15 protein-coding genes and 1 pseudogene are annotated in these 16,809 nt (G+C 38.3%); 6 read left to right on the forward strand and 10 right to left on the reverse strand.

Annotation, left to right across the window (positions count from 1 at the left end; translation table 11 throughout):
- The first annotated feature begins 52 nt into the window (after positions 1–52).
- The 3 genes from mobF to RB622_RS27495 all read left to right on the forward strand — a co-directional run bounded on the left by mobF (position 53) and on the right by RB622_RS27495 (position 5,560).
- Entirely contained in the window at positions 53–2,815 is a 2,763-nt protein-coding gene (gene mobF / locus RB622_RS27485) for a MobF family relaxase (RefSeq protein ID WP_308050011.1), read from the forward strand.
- Positions 2,799–3,191, forward strand: a complete 393-nt coding sequence (locus RB622_RS27490) for a hypothetical protein (RefSeq protein ID WP_308050012.1) — start codon at positions 2,799–2,801, stop codon at positions 3,189–3,191. Before mobF ends, RB622_RS27490 begins: the two co-directional genes overlap by 17 nt.
- 137 nt (positions 3,192–3,328) lie before the next feature.
- Positions 3,329–5,560 carry a tetratricopeptide repeat protein gene (locus RB622_RS27495; RefSeq protein ID WP_308050013.1) on the forward strand — a complete coding sequence of 744 codons (2,232 nt, stop codon included), beginning with the start codon at positions 3,329–3,331 and terminating at the stop codon, positions 5,558–5,560.
- A 138-nt stretch (positions 5,561–5,698) separates the two neighbouring features.
- Here the strand turns inward: RB622_RS27495 and RB622_RS27500 are convergent, their stop codons facing one another.
- The 6 genes from RB622_RS27500 to RB622_RS27525 form a co-directional block, all read right to left on the reverse strand.
- The gene (locus RB622_RS27500) at positions 5,699–5,935 is read right to left on the reverse strand and encodes a hypothetical protein (RefSeq protein ID WP_308050014.1); all 237 of its coding nucleotides are present in this window, start codon (positions 5,933–5,935) and stop codon (positions 5,699–5,701) included.
- A gap of 257 nt (positions 5,936–6,192) precedes the next feature.
- Positions 6,193–7,110 (reverse strand): zincin-like metallopeptidase domain-containing protein, encoded by a 918-nt coding sequence (locus RB622_RS27505; protein WP_308050015.1) that lies wholly within the window; start codon positions 7,108–7,110, stop codon positions 6,193–6,195.
- 93 nt (positions 7,111–7,203) lie between these two features.
- Positions 7,204–7,410 (reverse strand): hypothetical protein, encoded by a 207-nt coding sequence (locus tag RB622_RS27510; protein ID WP_308050016.1) that lies wholly within the window; start codon positions 7,408–7,410, stop codon positions 7,204–7,206.
- A gap of 266 nt (positions 7,411–7,676) precedes the next feature.
- Entirely contained in the window at positions 7,677–8,189 is a 513-nt protein-coding gene (locus RB622_RS27515; RefSeq protein WP_308050017.1) for a JAB domain-containing protein, read from the reverse strand.
- Between the two features lie 9 nt (positions 8,190–8,198).
- Positions 8,199–9,110, reverse strand: coding sequence for a toprim domain-containing protein (locus tag RB622_RS27520; RefSeq protein ID WP_308050019.1), 912 nt, complete (start codon positions 9,108–9,110; stop codon positions 8,199–8,201).
- 66 nt (positions 9,111–9,176) lie between these two features.
- Positions 9,177–9,365 (reverse strand): helix-turn-helix domain-containing protein, encoded by a 189-nt coding sequence (locus RB622_RS27525; protein ID WP_308050020.1) that lies wholly within the window; start codon positions 9,363–9,365, stop codon positions 9,177–9,179.
- Between the two features lie 425 nt (positions 9,366–9,790).
- Here RB622_RS27525 and RB622_RS27530 point away from each other — a divergent pair, with 425 nt between their 5' ends.
- From RB622_RS27530 to RB622_RS27540, 3 genes are all read left to right on the forward strand, one after another.
- Positions 9,791–11,071, forward strand: a complete 1,281-nt coding sequence (locus RB622_RS27530) for a tyrosine-type recombinase/integrase (protein ID WP_308050021.1) — start codon at positions 9,791–9,793, stop codon at positions 11,069–11,071.
- Between the two features lie 118 nt (positions 11,072–11,189).
- A complete protein-coding gene (locus tag RB622_RS27535) occupies positions 11,190–11,915 on the forward strand; it encodes a DUF6088 family protein (RefSeq protein ID WP_308050022.1) in 726 nt (241 codons plus the stop codon).
- Complete coding sequence (locus RB622_RS27540) at positions 11,912–12,901, forward strand: nucleotidyl transferase AbiEii/AbiGii toxin family protein (RefSeq protein ID WP_308050023.1); 990 nt, start codon at positions 11,912–11,914, stop codon at positions 12,899–12,901. The genes RB622_RS27535 and RB622_RS27540 overlap by 4 nt, the downstream gene beginning before the upstream one ends.
- A 235-nt stretch (positions 12,902–13,136) precedes the next feature.
- On the opposite strand, the gene RB622_RS27545 is transcribed toward RB622_RS27540, so the two are convergent.
- The 4 genes and pseudogenes from RB622_RS27545 to RB622_RS27560 all read right to left on the reverse strand — a co-directional run.
- The gene (locus RB622_RS27545; RefSeq protein ID WP_308050024.1) at positions 13,137–13,961 is read right to left on the reverse strand and encodes a hypothetical protein; all 825 of its coding nucleotides are present in this window, start codon (positions 13,959–13,961) and stop codon (positions 13,137–13,139) included.
- Between the two features lie 64 nt (positions 13,962–14,025).
- Positions 14,026–14,853, reverse strand: a complete 828-nt coding sequence (locus RB622_RS27550; protein WP_308050025.1) for a hypothetical protein — start codon at positions 14,851–14,853, stop codon at positions 14,026–14,028.
- The gene (locus RB622_RS27555) at positions 14,853–15,674 is read right to left on the reverse strand and encodes a hypothetical protein (RefSeq protein ID WP_308050026.1); all 822 of its coding nucleotides are present in this window, start codon (positions 15,672–15,674) and stop codon (positions 14,853–14,855) included. Before RB622_RS27555 ends, RB622_RS27550 begins: the two co-directional genes overlap by 1 nt.
- Positions 15,671–16,546, reverse strand: a pseudogene (locus RB622_RS27560) (hypothetical protein); the annotation flags it as partial. The gene RB622_RS27555 and the pseudogene RB622_RS27560, both read right to left, overlap by 4 nt.
- Positions 16,547–16,809: the final 263 nt, after the last annotated feature.

A 16,809-nucleotide genomic window follows, 5' to 3' on the forward strand; every position in this document is an offset into this window, starting at 1 on the left:
AAAAATAAAAAACACCCCGCTCATTTTCAGAAGCTGGTTTACACTGCTCGTCATGATTCGAATGATCCAAAGCTCCTCGGCTGCACATGCCAAAGATTACTTCTCCGAAAGTTTGGCGAAGTCGGATTACTATATCAATGATCAAGAGCTCAATGGTCAAATACAAGGAAAACTAGCAGAGCGTTTAGGCGTAGCAGGACCAGCAACCCGGGACGTATTTTTTGCTTTGTGTGAAAATAAAAATCCAACTACCGGAGAGTCTTTAACGCTGCGTACAAAATTGGAACGTACGACCGGATACGATATTAATTTTCACTGTCCGAAATCGGTTTCAATTATTCACGCACTGGCAAAAGACGATCATATCCTCAAAACATTTCAGTCTTGTGTCAATGATACCATGAAAGATATTGAAGCTGATATCAAAACACGGGTGCGAAAAAACGGTCAGTATGATGAGCGCGACACAGGCGAATTAATTTGGGCCGATTTTATTCATCAAACGGCTCGCCCGGTGGATAACGCCCTGCCCGATCCGCATCTTCACGCCCACTGCTTTGTCTTTAATGCCACGTACGATCAAGAAGAGAAAGCATTTAAAGCCGGACAGTTTCGGGATATCAAACGGGACATGCCCTATTATCAAGCACGCTTTCACAAGAAGCTTTCCGACCGATTAACTGAGCAAGGTTATCAGATCAAACGAACACCAAAATCATTTGAGATTATCGGTGTACCCAAAGAAGCTATTGAACTTTTCTCTAAACGCACCGATGAGATTGACCGGGTTGCGGAAGAAAAAGGTATCAAAGACGACAAACGTAAAGACGAGCTCGGTGCACGGACACGAGCTAAAAAACAAACGGGTCACAGCATGGAAGAACTCAAAGCCGCATGGAAACAACAGTTGGCCACTTTGGAACTTAAAGACAAAGAGGCCTCTGGTTCACTGGTTCGTTATGCTCCAAAAACAGATAAAGAGCTTTTAAGCGCTGAACGCTGTATTGACCACGCGTCCCTCCATGCTTTTGAGCGGGCTTCCGTGATTCAAGACAGAAGATTGCTGATGGCAGCGTATCGCCACGCCATTGGTCACACAGAGGCCAAACTGGATCAGATCACGCAATCCCTGCAAAATAATCCAACCTTCCTCCAAGTTCAGGAAAAAGGCAAAACCATGTGTACCACCAAAGAGGTTCTGTCCGAAGAACAACACATGGTGCAACTCGCCCGTAAAGGTCAAGGCCGTATGGTGCCGTTATATTTCCAGGCTCCTGAAGTTAATCTAAAAGGTCAGCAGGCAGAAGCCGTCACACATGTTTTGACCACGACCAATCAAGTATCAATTATTCGAGGGGCTGCCGGTTCCGGTAAAACAACCCTGATGAAAGAAGCGGTACAGCATTTTAATAAGGCTGGCAAAGAAGTCATCGTCATTGCCCCGACGTCTCAGGCCTCCCGGGGTGTTTTGCGGGATGAAGGTTTTGACAAAGCTGAAACCGTAAGCAAACTCCTGCTGGATCATAATTTGCAAAACCAGCTTAAAGATCAGGTTCTCTGGGTGGATGAAGCCGGTTTACTAGGTACCAAAGACATGACCGCTCTTTTAGAGATTAGTCAAAAACAAAATGCTCGTTTGATTTTAGGAGGCGATACCAGACAACATTCTTCTGTGGTTCGTGGTGATGCCTTACGGATTTTGAATACGGTTGGTAAGATCAAAACGTCCGAAGTCAATAAAATCTATCGGCAACGCCACGAGCATTACCGCCAAGTTGTACAGGATCTGGCCGATGGGCAAATTTCATCCGCTTTCGAAAAACTCGATAGCATGGATGCCATTAAAACCATTGATCCGTTGGATCCGCATATACAATTGGTCAATGATTATGCCGATGCCGTTTCCAAAGGGAAATCAGTATTGGTCATATCCCCGACCCACGCCCAAAGCGAAGAAGTTACTGCCGAAATTCGGAAGAAACTTCGAGCCGACGATCAGCTTGGCAAACGAGAAATTACGGTTGAACGCTTATCCAATTGTAATTTTACCGAAGCCGAAAAGAAAGATTGGCGGAATATGCAGCCGGGTATGCTGGTACAATTCAATCAGAATTTCCCGGGTATCAAGCGAGGCAGCGTGTGGGAGATTGAAGATGCCTCTGAAAAAGATGTTTTGATCAAAAACAATGAGGATGTCTATGCCTCACTTCCGGTGGACAAAAGTAAGGACTATGATTTGTATCGCAAAGATACCATGGAACTTGCCAAGGGTGATAAAATTCGTTTGACGCGAAACGGCTTTGATGCCAATGGAAAGCGGCTCCATAATGGGCAATTATTGGATGTAGCCAATGTCACCAAGAAAGGCGATATCCATTTAGTCAATCCGGCGACTGATACAACTTACGCAGTAAATCAGGATCATGGCCACCTAACCCATGCCTATTGTATTACCAGCCACGCTTCACAAGGTAAAACCGTGGATGAGGTCTATATCGCACAACCCGCTGCGACGTTTCCGGCAACAGATGCAAAACAATTTTATGTTTCCGTTTCACGAGGTCGTGATATTGCCCGGATCTATACCGACGATAAAGAGGAACTTTTAGCCCATGCCGCCAGAGCCGGTGATCGACAATCAGCAATAGAACTGGTGGGACACAGCACTGATAAGGTCAAAGACATAGCCATGCAGCAGGCACGACACAATATGCAGCAAGTGCCGTATTTGAACAAACCGACTGACAGGGACGCTAGCAGATGGAAAGAAACCCCGAAACCAAAACACAACCGTGATTATGAGCCAGGGATATAATCTCAAATTTGATAAGATGCGGGAGAACAATCCTGCTTCCAATCAGGATGCGTCCTCAACGGAGGCGAATGCTGAACGGTATGTAACGCCTGGAACCACACGAAATGTGTGCTTTGTTTGGCCAGATGGGAAACGGATGTTTTTTAACTATGCGTATTTGATCGCGGCGGAGTTTGATCCGACAAAGGAGACTAATGAAATCAGACTGGAGTTTTCAAGTCATACGGTGACAATGAAGGGATATGGATTGGAAGCACTATTTATGGATTTTCTGGATCATGTATCACGCACAATTACTGCTAGAGACCTTCGTTTCAATATATCAAGTAAAACAAATGAACCATTCGTATTTAAAATAACCATTTCCACTAATTAATATCTTTCTAGACTAAAAGCCTGTTTCTTTGTAAAAATGCAAACGAATGAGTTCCCTTTGTTTATAAAAACATGCCCTAAAATTAATAGATTAAAATACTGCCTTCGCAATAGTATTTTTTATAGAACAAACAGGATATGGAAGGAATTATAAAAAAAATAATCGATACGATAAGAATAATTATACCCAAGATAATCGTATTAAAAAAACATATCACTACTGCATTTATTGAACGATTTATTGCAACTTCATGTGCAATTCTTGGCGTAATATTCGGCTATATTGGAATACAAAATAATAAAAATACTTCAAGTAATGCAGAGAACAATTTTAAAAAAGAAAATATTATTTATACAAACAAAAAAGATTCTCTTTATATAATTGTTGCAAGATTTGAGGATTATATTTCCAGTATTGAAAGCGAATGCTTTGGAATGTACCTATCAAATAGGATAAATAATCTTGCAGATGAAGGGAATTTGCCAATTAAATCTACATACATTAAAACAACGATAGAATCTAAATCTGATGCAAAAAAAATTTCATTTAATTCAAATTCAGACATAATTCTATGGGGAAATATACACAATATTAAAAGCAACTGTTCTATTGGGGATATTTGCTTTAAAAGCACTGCGAGTGATACACTTTTATCTATTATTTCTTCTGAATATAATACAGAAAATAACAATACCAAATTAGAAAAAAGCATAAGTACAGAGGATATACAACAAGGAAATTTTCATATAAATGATAAACGATTCGATAAATGGCTAATAACTATTTACAATGCTAAAATTGGAAAAACAAACCCTAGTTTAATCGCCTGGAATGAAAATTCTTCAAACGAAGAAAAGTCAATTATAGTTACAGAGCAAGGCCATGCATTTTCATTATTGGAAATGAATGAAAGTGCTATTTCTAGTTATGACTTAGCTATTTCTATAAACCCATATAATAATATTGCGCTAATGTTACGAGGGCACATATTCGCAAAAATGAAAGAATACAAAAAGGCAATCGTTGATTTTAATAATTCTATCATTATTAATCCGGACTTAAAAGAGAACTATCACTACTTGGCAGTAAGTCATTATAATGTTTCATCAACCTATGAAGCCATAAAAGCATGCAATGAAGGACTCAAATTTGATAGTACAAATGCTGAACTATATTCTTTAAAGGCTAAATGCTATTGGAAACAAGATAGCTTATTTCAATCCCTTAGGTATTTTGACATAGCTATAAATTATGATTCTACAGTAGCGGATTTTTATTCTTCAAGAGCTAATTTAAAATCCGTTCTAAAACGACATGAAGCAGCTATCCTAGATTACAAAATTGCGTCCAGGCTCGACCCCTATGAAAGCACATACTATCTCGAAATTGGAGCTATAAAGGCAAATTGCGGAGAATATGAAGAAGCAATACACAATTTCGAAAAATCTATCTTGTTAAATCCCGATGATTCAATATCACATAAGAATATAGTACTTTCATTAATTCATTTAGGCCAACACAAAAAATCAAATGAACTATTAAATAAGAGTATTAGAAAATTCAAAATGTATAATGACCTATTTATTATAGGTGCTAATTTAGAATTCAGTTTAAACAATATTGACAAATCGAAACAATATATCAATATTGTTTTATCCAGAAAGCCTAAGGATCATGATGCTTTATTCCTTATGGCCACTATTAAAATTTATGAAAATAATAACAAATCCGCAATCGATGATTTGTTATTAATTAAAAAACAAAATTATAAGTATAAAAATATTAACTTAAAGTTATCTGAGGCAAATTCTGGTTTAGGCAACTATAACGAATCCATAAAACTAATTACCGAAGATTTAATCGAAGACAGCGCTAATGTTGAACTTTGGAAATATCGATCGGAATATTTTATTAAGAATAACAATTTGTCCAGCGCAAAATCGGACCTTAGTTTTGTTTCCAAATTAATGTCTAATGACACACTGTTTAACTACTATTCCGCTTATATTTTTTACACCAACAAAAAATACAGAGAAGCTTCAGACTATTATCAAAAATTAATTGAAATATCCCCAACAGATACTGCATACTATTGGGCAGGACGTACGTATCAACACCTAAAAGATCATAATTCAGCAATAAAATACTTTGGAAAAGCCATAGAATTGAATCCTAAATTCTCATGGGCATACCATAGTCGAAGCAAATCTAATTTTTATAAAAAAAATATATTATTAGGCATTTTAGATCACATAATATATATAATTTTAGACCGATTTTTTAGGATTGTGTCAATTTCTACAATTCTCTATTTTATTAACAAATTCAAACCTTGGAAATTATTATATTCTAAAAATTCAACGATATAAGACATTATCACGATTTCCTTTGTAGTGCTTTCGGCAGTCGGCTTTCAGATTAATACGCGAAACCAAATTTTGGACAACTGTCGACGGCTGATAGCCGACTGGAAAACTGTCTTACAATTTAATTCGTGATAAGGTCTGTTAAAAATTAGGATCGTTTCTTTTAAGATTTGTTGTATCTACAACGCCCAAAATACCTGTTATAGAAGGTATATTGTCTTTTATATCATATTTAATAGGCACCTTTGCAATTGACTTACCAGGCTGAGACAGTGAATCTAATTCCTTACTAGGAAGCAAAAATTCTATACCAGCAACTGTGATAATTGTGGCACACGCTGAAAAAGCAACGTGTTTCAATGATTTAAAAAGTGACATAAACTCTCCTATCGAGAAATTAAAATGCTCTTTCCGCTAGTAGCCATACAGTATATTATACACGTTTCAAAAATAAATTCAATTTTTTTATAAGGCATAGATATAATTCATTCAAATTGATTGTTGCCCATGTCTTGTTTCTTTAGAGCATATTAAGAGAAAAATGTTTGGTTAATTTTAAGTTATCTCGCTATTTCCCCTATTTGCATACTAAAGAATAGTGACCACGATACATAGCGAATCTGGTAAAAGTTACCTTATGATGAAGGTTGCAACCCCTGAACATATTCAACCGCCTTTTGCGCATAAGACGCAGCGGCAAAAATCAATCGCTTATCATTATTGATTGCTTTGAGCCAGGATTGGAGGTAGGCAGCATGTTTCTCCTCTGGCATTGGTTCAATACCCAAGAGTGCAGACAGGTAGCAAGATCCAATTTCAGCGACAAGTTCCTCTTTGGCGTAACCTTCGTCACCGTATTTCTTACGGCCAAAATCACGATCCAGGCGTTTAGGGTGCTTTGTCCAGTGGGTCAATTCATGCGCTAATACGGAATAATAATCTTCGACACTATCAAAAATCTCAATCGGCGGCATTTGAATACGGTCTGCGTTTTGATTGTATGATGCCTCTGTTCCGGTATAAATATCGGCTTTGGTGTTTGCAAAAAATGATTCCAGTTCAGCAATACGTTGTTTCAGTTCTGTTTGCTTCACTTCCGGTGCTTTGTAATACTGATCCGGTAGTCCGTTGATTTGAGACACATTGAATACAGTGTAAGTTTTCAAATACGGAATTTGTTTGAGTTGCGTATCACCATTTTTGTCTTCTTCTTCCTTGACCATACGATCGGCGTAAACAATCTGCGTCCCCTTCTCACCTTTGATTACGGAGCCTTTTAGTTCCAAGGCTTGGTTAAAGGTCATCCAATGCGGCAGATCATAAGATTTCTCTGCTGCAGTTGCCCAAAGCAAAATGGTATTGATTCCGGTGTAAGGAATATTGTTCCAGCGCATGGGGAATGTAACGTGTGCGGACAGGTTTTGAGAATTCCAAGGTTTACGCCAGGTAAGCTCACCTCGTTCCAAATCGGACATGATTTTATCTGTAACGCGAGTATAGATATCAGGTGTAGCGATTGACTGATTGGAATCTTTGGATTGATGGCTGTTCATCTGGAACCTTCCTTATGCTGCTAAAATTTTAGAATCTGTGAATTCTTTGGACAAATAGCCGGACGGGAATGCCGCCCGGCTTCTCTGTTGTGTTTATTCCGGTTTTGGTTTGTTCTTACGCACTGTCAGTGAAACCTCACGATCCAGATTAAGAATAGACAAATTCAATCCTTCACCATCATGGTGTTCCCAGGCAACTCCAGCTTTGACCCATTCCGGTTTCTCCATACCTTCTTTATTTCTCAAAAAATAAATCGTGTGGGTTGGCACTTTGGATTTGGTTTCAATTGGTGTAGTCATCTTCTGATCCTTATCTGTTGTTGTTGATGATGGAAGCTAATCCTGCCCATAAGTGCGGGATCAGCACCCCGAAGGCCTAAAAATTGATGTGCAATGTCTATTTTTAGGACGGAGTCGTCAGATGCTTTTTGGTTTGCAAAAAGCAGGGATTGGCGTATCACAAGCGTTGGGCAAAGCTGACATCACATCGGCAAATAACAGAAAAGAGAATTGACCAACTAACTCAGACCATCTCTTTGTCATTCGCCCAACGATTGACGGAAAGATTAAGGAATTGGACTGGATGAGTGTGGCGTCTGCTTAGAGCACCAGTTTGACATGATGCCATTTTCTGCAAATGAGTAATATCCGTGCGGCGCAATAATCAAATGATCCATAACCGATATATCCAGCAATCTTCCGGCATCCACCATCTGTTTTGTCATCACGATATCCGGCTCACTGGGTTTGAGCATACCGCTGGGATGGTTATGAGCAAAAATTAATCGCGTGGCTTTACTTTTCAAAGCTGTTACAAATATCATTCTTGGATCAACAAAACAGCAATCCAGGCCGCCAGTGCTAATTTCAGACAAGCCCAAACAGTTGGATTTATTATCCAACAACATAATTTTGAACTGTTCCAAAAGCTCAATTTTGCCTGTATCCCAGGTACTTTTAAAAATATCATAGGCGTACCACGGCGCATCAACAATCAACCGCTCATGATAAGGATTCTTATTCTTATAGGTGATCTCAATTTCCGAAACGTGAAACAAGGATTTTAAATCGTCCATCATGATTCCCTCCTATATCACCAAGTTTTTTTTGTGCATGTGCCAGGCATTGACATCCTTATGCGCGGCATAGAGCGTGTTCATTGGTTTATGCTGCATAATCTCATAGGATTTAAAGAATAAATCCAAATGATCTGTGGCCATGGTTCCAGCCCGATCATTATCCATCCAACTATAGGCCATGTTATAATGATAGTTTTTGATATAGCTCATGGCAGGATTTAAACAGCTAACCGAATTTAAAATCAGCGCATCATCCTTGAGTGATTGCGTTCTTTTAATGGTCGCCAGTGACAAGTAATCCATCATGCCTTCAAATACATGAATGCCATGGGACGTTGGATCATACCCTCTGACAAACGAGAAGCTCTTTGTTTTGAAGCATCCTTTAAAAAATGGGTTACGCAATTCCATACCGCCGTCTTCATTCAACAGGCCCAATGCTGTAAAACATTTGTCAGAGTTTTTATTATGGAGACGCACTTCTTTTAAATGTTTATTCGCCACATCAAATGCAATGCCTCGATTGTCCAAATATTGAATGAGCCCCTTATTTTGAATAGGCTGCGTTCGCTTAAGAACCAGCGCAGATTCTTCTTTTAAAGGTTCCGAATGACGGAACACACACCAATCCGGTGTAATATCTCCGGCCATATTGCTTATCCAACGCAACGCATCCGATACAGTGTGTTCTTCTTTATGCGATTTGAGATAGGCACAAACAAAATTGACAACATCTCCGCCAATTCCCTCGCCAAAATCATACCAGCTGTTCAGTTGTAAATTAACAACAAAGCTGGCTGTTTTTTCAGTGCGTAATGGGGATAGATACCATAGCTTGTGCTGGGTGGTACGTTTGGGTTTATAGTTGAGACGGGTTAGAATTTCGCGCAAAGGGGTAGCTTTCGCATGATCAATGTTCATGACGATCTCCGAAGAATAAAACTGAAAATAAAAAAGAAAGGAGTTTAATCCTTCCTTTTTGCTTATCTAGACAGCTAAACGGTCTTCAACAAACTGATCCAAATCGGATTGTTTATAACGGACTGACCGTCCTATTTTGATGGGTTTCAAATCGTAACGCTTTGTACAATCCCAAACCGCTAACGTGTTGGGAGACATATTTAGATATTTTGCTGCTGCTTTCCGGTTCACCAATACATCCTGAGAATTCTGCATAGCCTGTCCTCCTGAAAATGAGCCTTAACACTAAAACCAGACCATCTCGATGGCGTGGAATCCAGAAACTAAGTACTCAACCATGGGGAGTCAAATAAAAAAACCATAAGTATATGAAGGATAATAAAGGTGAAAGAATGAGCAGGTTCCATATTAATGAAAACACCTTAATCGTCCGATTTTTAATTCCATCGGTCAAGAACCAAGTCGGAATGACCATTCCAGTGAAACAATATTTAGGTAGATTAATTAACCCGAAGCGTGGCACTGGCGTGGCACTGGATAAAATCTCGAAAAGAATCTCTAATTAAGTCCTTGAAAAATGGTGCTGCCGAACAGGATTGAACTGTCGACCTCTCCCTTACCAAAACTTTTTTGAGGCATTTATTGGGTATTGACCCACGTTAATTGTTGCATATTAACACTTGAAAACAAAAAGAAATAACCCTATTCTTCAAATATCGTCATTGATCCAAATTCATCACAAGCGTGGCACTGGCGTGGCACTGGAGAGTCTGATTAAATTTAGGAGAGCGACTATGAACGCATTAAATCCCACTACCATTTCATTCAAGAAGGCTAATCTTGAAAAACTGAGTCCGGGTCCAAATCGTTACTGCGTCTATGATTCCAAAGTCCCTGGACTTAATCTAACGGTTTATCCCTCTGGTTTAAAAACCTATTATCTCAGACGCCGGATAGACAAAAAACCTGAACGTATCAAAATCGGCAAATTTGAAAATATTACCATTGAGCAAGCTCGTAATGAAGCTAAGCGACTAAACTCCTTGATTACTCTTGGTTCCAATCCGATACAGGAAAAACAAGAACAACAACAAAAACTCACTTTTAAAGAACTTTATGAATCTTATTATAACCAGCATGCCTTGAAATTCACCAAGCGTCCCGAAGCCAATCTAAAAATGATGGAATGCCATGTCTTTCCTGCCTTTGGAAAAATGAAGGCAGAAGACATACCGACTGAAAAAATCAGACAGTTTCATACTAAAATAGGAACTTCCAGAGCTCCTGGAACAGCCAATCGCCTGCTCACCATTATCAGTGCTGCCTATAATTTTGGTTTACGTGAAGGACTAATCGCGGGGAGTAACCCTTCCTCGCGAGTCAAGAAATATCGTAGTATTGCCAGGGATCGCTTTCTTTCCCTAGATGAGCTAAACTTATTCTATCAAGCCTTGGATGAAGAAAATGAATTATTCCGGGACTTTTTCAGCGTATTGCTTCTAACAGGCGCAAGAAAATCCAACGTCCTTTCCATGCGCTGGCAGGATATTTCGTTCGATTTAAACAGGTGGAGAATTCCGGAATCTCATACCAAGAACAAAGACGTGAACATTGTACTGTTGACCGAAAAAGTAGTGCAAATTCTTATAAAACGAAAAGCACAAAACGAGAATAGCCTCTCTACTTATATTTTTCCTGGCGAAGGTCAAAAGGGATATCTGAATGACCCTAAGAAAGCCTTCCAACGCATTAAGGATAGAATGAACGTTTCTGATATCCGCATGCATGACCTACGTCGCACGCTTGGAAGCTACATGGCTATCAGTGGTGCCAGTCTACCAATGATTGCAAAAGCACTTAACCATAAAAGTCATGCATCGACGGCTATTTATGCCCGGCTTTCGGATGATCCAGTCTATAATGCAATAAATGTTGCTGCTAAATTTATGGACCCAAAGTAAAGTTCGAATAACTCAGGTTGATATCCCCACCTTTGTCAATTAGATTTAGAAGGGAAAAATGTCCAGTTTTTTTAATAATAAACTGGACAAAATAAAATATTTGTGTTAATATTAAGACATGAAAATATCTGATTACATAGCAGTTACAGTAAACAGGCTACCCAAAGGCTATATATTCACCTATTCTGATTTTCCTTCAATGGCTAGTCAGAAAGAAGCTGTAATAAAAGCACTTAACCGTATGGCTCTGTCAGGTAAGATTACAAAGCTGTCCAAGGGGAAATATTACAAACCAGAAACGACACCTTTCGGCAATCTGATTCCTAATCAAGCCCAGATAGTTAAGGATCTATTGGAAGACAATGGAAAGATTACAGGATATCTCACCGGTTACAGTATATATAATCAGCTGGGATTAACCACACAGGTCAGTAACACGATACAAATTGGCAAAAAAGAGATCCGCCCTGCCTTTCAGCGGGAACGTTACAAAATTTCATTTCTAAAACAAAAAAACACGATCACCAAAGAGAATATTCCGCTTTTACAAATTCTAGACGCCATTCGGACTATAAAACTAATTCCGGATGCCAATTTGGAAACATCTTCAAACCGCTTGCTCGCCATATTGAAAGATTTATCAAAAGAGAAACAAACCACCCTCGTCCGCTTAGCTCTTAAATATCAACCTGCAACCCGGGCGCTGCTGGGAGCCTTATTGGATGAATTGAAAGAAAATGAATTAACAGACTCGCTCTATAAAACGTTGAACCCTATCACTAAATATAAGCTTTCTAGTGTCGACAAAGTTCTCAGTACAACTGTCAAATGGAACATCATATGAGACTTCACGAAAACAAAACGCTTTTTAGGCAAGCTGTTCAGTTCACGGCTGATCAAATGCAATTACCGGCTATCTACATAGAAAAAGATTATTGGGTGACCTATGCATTATACGTCATTTTTCACCATTCTATTGGAGAAGATACGATTTTTAAAGGAGGTACCGCATTATCCAAATGCTTCGCCATGATAGACCGTTTTTCGGAAGATATTGATTTAGTCGTATTGAGACGAGAGGGAGAAACCGATAACAGGCTTACTACCAAACTGAAAAAACTTGGTTCGGTTATCAACGAGACCATGCCTGAAACAGAAATTGAAGGACTTACCCATAAAAGAGGCATGAACAGAAAAACAGCCCATGCCTTTCAGAAAGAATTTAGAGGGACTTATGGGCAAGTAAGAGATGTCATTATCCTGGAGGCTACCTGGTTAGGGTATTTCGAACCTTATACATCCAGAAAGCTAAATTCTTTTGTCGGTGAAATGATGGTTAACAATAAGCAAGAGGATATTGCAAAAGAATACGGGCTGCTGCCCTTTGAGGTTAAGGTTCTGGAACCTATCCGAACGCTCTGTGAAAAAATAATGAGTCTTGTTCGTTTCTCATATGCCGAGAATCCAATCAACGACTTAAAAAAGAAGATTAGACACACCTACGATTTACATCAGCTACTGCAACAAGACGAGTACGCTATGTTCTTCGACTCACCTGCATTTGATGAAATGCTGTTAAAAGTAGGTCAAGATGATGTCATTAGCTTTAAAAATAACAATCAATGGTTGGCCTTTCACCCGAAAGATGCCTTGATTTTTTCAGACACAGAAAATGTCTGGAATGAACTAAAGACCATCTATAACGGTGAATTTAAAAATCTCGTGTACGGACCTTTGCCAAACGACACTTTACTATTAAGAACCTTAAACAAGATTGCTCAAAGACTTTCGGAAGTTGATTGGAATATTGAGTTACCCCACAATAAATGATCCACAAGCAAATCCATAATCCAAACACAAAATTTGTAGATATCGCCGTCCCATTATCGACTTTAGAAGTGCTATTTATTCCAAAAGTTATGTTTCCCTTTTTATCAGACGTTGCATTATTCCCGTATAACACTTTAATCAAACAACACATTGAAAAAAGCCTGAGATGTTACACTCAGGCTTTCGAAAATAATTTTTAGATGATTATCAAAAGTCAAAAACTATCCTTCAAATATTATAACTTGGCCTTCACCTCATAATCATAACTCCAATAAATATCCTTTCCTTCAGTTTTGTAAGTTCCATCAGAAAATTTTTGAAGAATTTTGAAATTCTGAATATATCCCCTGGCTGTTTGTTGCCCTACCTGTTTAGGTTTTATATATGCGACAATTGTGGATACTTTCCCATTAAAAACCCTAAGAGTGGACTTATTCGGAAGATTATACTCCTTATTATAATCTCCGATAAAAACTCTCAATAGAGGATATTCAAGGTGATCCATTTCAAAGGTAATTTTTAGTGAATCGTTTAAGGAAACCACTTTTAAGCCATTTACTTCATGAATCCTGACAGTTGCTTTTTGGATATTCCCTAGACTATCATACCAAGTTTGATAATTTACCCATTTCTTCCCGCGTACTTTTGCGTAATTTCCCAAGTATTGTATTTTTTCTCCGGGAAGATCAAAATACTCATAGCTATTTCCAGCATTTATATTTAAGTCATAAGTTACTACGCTCATTAAATTTCCACTTTGATAAAAAGATCTACATGGACCATTTAAAACGCCATCTTTCCAAAAGCAATCTTTTTCAAGATTGCCATTTAGGTAATATTTCTTATTACGTCCAGATATCTTACCGTTGATCATAGTTATAGAATCTTTTAACCCTCCCGCTTCAAAATAGGTTAAGGCCACTTCCGTAGAATCATTTATAAACCTTATTTCCCTTTGAACACGACCGTCAGAATAATATTGAAATTCTGATTCAGAATTTCTGAAACAGGAAAGCAAAACGGTACTAACAAATAATATTAAAATAATTCGGTTTATCATTATTATTTAGGTCAGATCGTATCTGATTTTACCTTGATAGTAATCAAGATTCCCCGCTATTTAATCATTTAACGACATCATAATTATAGCTCCAATAGATCATCTTTCCTTCCGTCTTTGTGAAACCAGTTTTCAAACTATCAAGAACTTTATAATTCTCCAAAATACCTCGAACGGTCTCTTTACCTAATTTTCTGGGCCTGATATAGATTGCAACGGCATTTTTTGACCCATAAGAACCTTTGATACTCGAAGTATCAGTTAATTTAAAATCTTCATCATAGTCCCCATAGTATACTTTTGTTTTAGGATACTGCGGATATTCTAAATAAAATTCAAGTTTGAGAGAGTCCCCAAGCTTAATTTCGCTTGGGGCTATTATCTCTTTAATCTTAGTTGTCGTCTTTTTTACATTTCCCAGACTATCGTATTGTATTTGCCAGTTGACCCACTTTTTCCCATGAACTATCGAATAATTCGTCAAATACTTTATTTTTTTACCTTGCATGTCATAATATTGATATGCATCTCCAACGTTAACACTGTCTTTGTAGTTAATTATAGTAAAGATGTTTCCGCTTGGATAATACCGAACACATTTGCCGTTTGGTAATCCATTTTTCAACTCCCAATCTTGCGCCAATTTACCATTCTCAAAATAGTGCCGTGCCCGACCTGATACAAACCCATTTATTGAGTGAACCGAACTCTGCAATACTCCATCTTCAAAATAACTGCGATATAAACTTAAGGAATCATTAATTGATATCTCTTCCGATTTTAATGCTCCATTAGGGTGATACTTTAAAATCGAGTCTTTTTTTTGGGAGCAAGAAGATAGCCCGACCACTGTCCATACAAGAAGAATAATAAAACTATCTGTACCCATCATCACTTGTTTACTACTTCGTAATCGTAACTCCAATAGATGTCTTTACCATAGGTTTTGTAGGTACCATCCTTAAAATTTTCCACGACTTTATAATTTTGGACAAATCCCCTCGCGGTGTGTTTACCAAGTTTAGCAGGTACGATGTAGGCAACAATTCTTTTATCCTTCCCATCGTATACTTTATCTTTCGCATTTTCTGGCTGATTATAGTTTTGATCATAATCCCCAATAAACACCCTTATGAGGGGTAGTTCAAGATGATCCAAATCAAATGTTAGTTTAAGCGAATCATTGATTGAAACAGTTTTACTTCCCTTAATATCCCGAATTTGAACAGAAGCTTTTTCTATCGTACCCAGACTATCATATAAAGTGGTGTAATTCACCCATTTTCGACCGTTTACCTTAGCATAATTTCCAGTAAATCGGAGTTTCTTGCCCGGAATATCATAGTACTCATATGCATTTCCCACTTTGACACTATCATCAAATGTAGCCACGCTTTCTAAATTCCCACTTAAGAAGTAAGTATTACATGGACCAACTTTTTTATCATTGACCCAATAACAATCTTCTTTGAGTTTACCATTAGGGAAATATCTTTTCAAGCGTCCATGTAATTTTCCGTTCACTAGTGTCATTGAATCCTTTCTAGCACCGCCTGGATAGTACGCCAAGAAAACTCCGGTAGAATCATTCACATATTTGGTTTCCAATTCAATACTTCCATCAGGGAAATATCTAAATTCCGATTTCTTATCTGTTGAACACGAGAATAGAAATAAAAATAGAAAATATAAACTTTGCTTACGATTACTCATTTTTTATCTTGTGCTTTTACGGTGTCTGTTCTAATTATTTTTGCATTTTGTTGATCAAAAACTCGAAAGATAGCCATAGTGCTGTCAAAATTATAATTGCTTCCTCCATTTCCCCTTCCAGGAATAATTGAAAGTTCCTGTTCCTTTTGGTCATACTGACTTTGAGTTACCTTTTGTTTTTCCGCGTTACTCTTTTTCGTTTCTCTCCGGTCATTTGGCAAAGCCGAATTTATGGCGTCTCCAGCCGATTGCCCAAATCCCAAAGCTTCCTTCATCATTTCCATCACACTAATGATCTTACCCAAAACCGTGGTTCCACCAATTCTAGCCTTTAAAGGATCGGCCGTAGCTACACCAGCGGGTCCTAAAATAGCGTCAATGTCAACCATCGGTCCGGTGGGATATTGACTTTGTCTCATTCCACTTCCTTTACCTTTGATATCCTCATTGGTTGAGAAAAAAGCTATTCCATCAACAGGTGACAGGCCGTCTGCAACCGCTTTCTCCGTTGAATTCAAATAAGCATTGGCTGAACTTGTAATGCCATTTATCCTTTGCACAACCCCATTCCAGGCATTTTGGGCTTTTCCAAAAACAACACCCGCAGGGTTCACTGGCACCGATTCTAAGCCTTCAAGTTCTATGTGAATTGTAACTTTATTTTCAGAGAACGCGTAGGTGCCATTATTTTGGAACTTTTCACTCAACGGATCAACTGATAAGAATCGACCGGTAAGCGGATCATGTAATCTCCATTTAAACTGTACATAATCAGATCCAACTTGCTTTTCCTGTCCTTTGAATGTGTACCTATTTATGCCATTTCTGACGTTCTGCGTCTGAATAGGGCTGTTTCTATCGATACTTAACCCGAAAGGATAGTAATTTCAAAAGACAATCAGCTACCTGACACAACTAACATATCGTCATTAGCTCGTCGATAAAATGCTCACCAACAAGAAGTTTAAAGAGCTCTTTAATCAAAATGTGGCGGCCCTGTAATAGCAAGAAGCCCTGGGTGACCGGGGCTCTGAATTGATATCGAACGTCAAAGCTAAACACTCATAGCCTTGACTATTAACTTCTCACGTAAAAGCTGTGTGATAAAAAAAGCAATTATGCCTATCAACGATAT

The sequence above is a fragment of the Dyadobacter sp. LHD-138 genome, from assembly GCF_030929615.1.
Taxonomy (GTDB): domain Bacteria; phylum Bacteroidota; class Bacteroidia; order Cytophagales; family Spirosomataceae; genus Dyadobacter.

What these genes read in the sequence shown, in the direction of transcription:
- mobF (WP_308050011.1), top strand. Translation starts at nt 53, where the DNA reads ATGATTCGAATGATCCAAAGCTCCTCGGCTGCACATGCCAAAGATTAC.
- RB622_RS27490 (WP_308050012.1), top strand. Translation starts at nt 2,799, where the DNA reads ATGAGCCAGGGATATAATCTCAAATTTGATAAGATGCGGGAGAACAAT.
- RB622_RS27495 (WP_308050013.1), top strand. Translation starts at nt 3,329, where the DNA reads ATGGAAGGAATTATAAAAAAAATAATCGATACGATAAGAATAATTATA.
- RB622_RS27500 (WP_308050014.1), bottom strand. Translation starts at nt 5,935, where the DNA reads ATGTCACTTTTTAAATCATTGAAACACGTTGCTTTTTCAGCGTGTGCC.
- RB622_RS27505 (WP_308050015.1), bottom strand. Translation starts at nt 7,110, where the DNA reads ATGAACAGCCATCAATCCAAAGATTCCAATCAGTCAATCGCTACACCT.
- RB622_RS27510 (WP_308050016.1), bottom strand. Translation starts at nt 7,410, where the DNA reads ATGACTACACCAATTGAAACCAAATCCAAAGTGCCAACCCACACGATT.
- RB622_RS27515 (WP_308050017.1), bottom strand. Translation starts at nt 8,189, where the DNA reads ATGATGGACGATTTAAAATCCTTGTTTCACGTTTCGGAAATTGAGATC.
- RB622_RS27520 (WP_308050019.1), bottom strand. Translation starts at nt 9,110, where the DNA reads ATGAACATTGATCATGCGAAAGCTACCCCTTTGCGCGAAATTCTAACC.
- RB622_RS27525 (WP_308050020.1), bottom strand. Translation starts at nt 9,365, where the DNA reads ATGCAGAATTCTCAGGATGTATTGGTGAACCGGAAAGCAGCAGCAAAA.
- RB622_RS27535 (WP_308050022.1), top strand. Translation starts at nt 11,190, where the DNA reads ATGAAAATATCTGATTACATAGCAGTTACAGTAAACAGGCTACCCAAA.
- RB622_RS27540 (WP_308050023.1), top strand. Translation starts at nt 11,912, where the DNA reads ATGAGACTTCACGAAAACAAAACGCTTTTTAGGCAAGCTGTTCAGTTC.
- RB622_RS27545 (WP_308050024.1), bottom strand. Translation starts at nt 13,961, where the DNA reads ATGATAAACCGAATTATTTTAATATTATTTGTTAGTACCGTTTTGCTT.
- RB622_RS27550 (WP_308050025.1), bottom strand. Translation starts at nt 14,853, where the DNA reads ATGATGGGTACAGATAGTTTTATTATTCTTCTTGTATGGACAGTGGTC.
- RB622_RS27555 (WP_308050026.1), bottom strand. Translation starts at nt 15,674, where the DNA reads ATGAGTAATCGTAAGCAAAGTTTATATTTTCTATTTTTATTTCTATTC.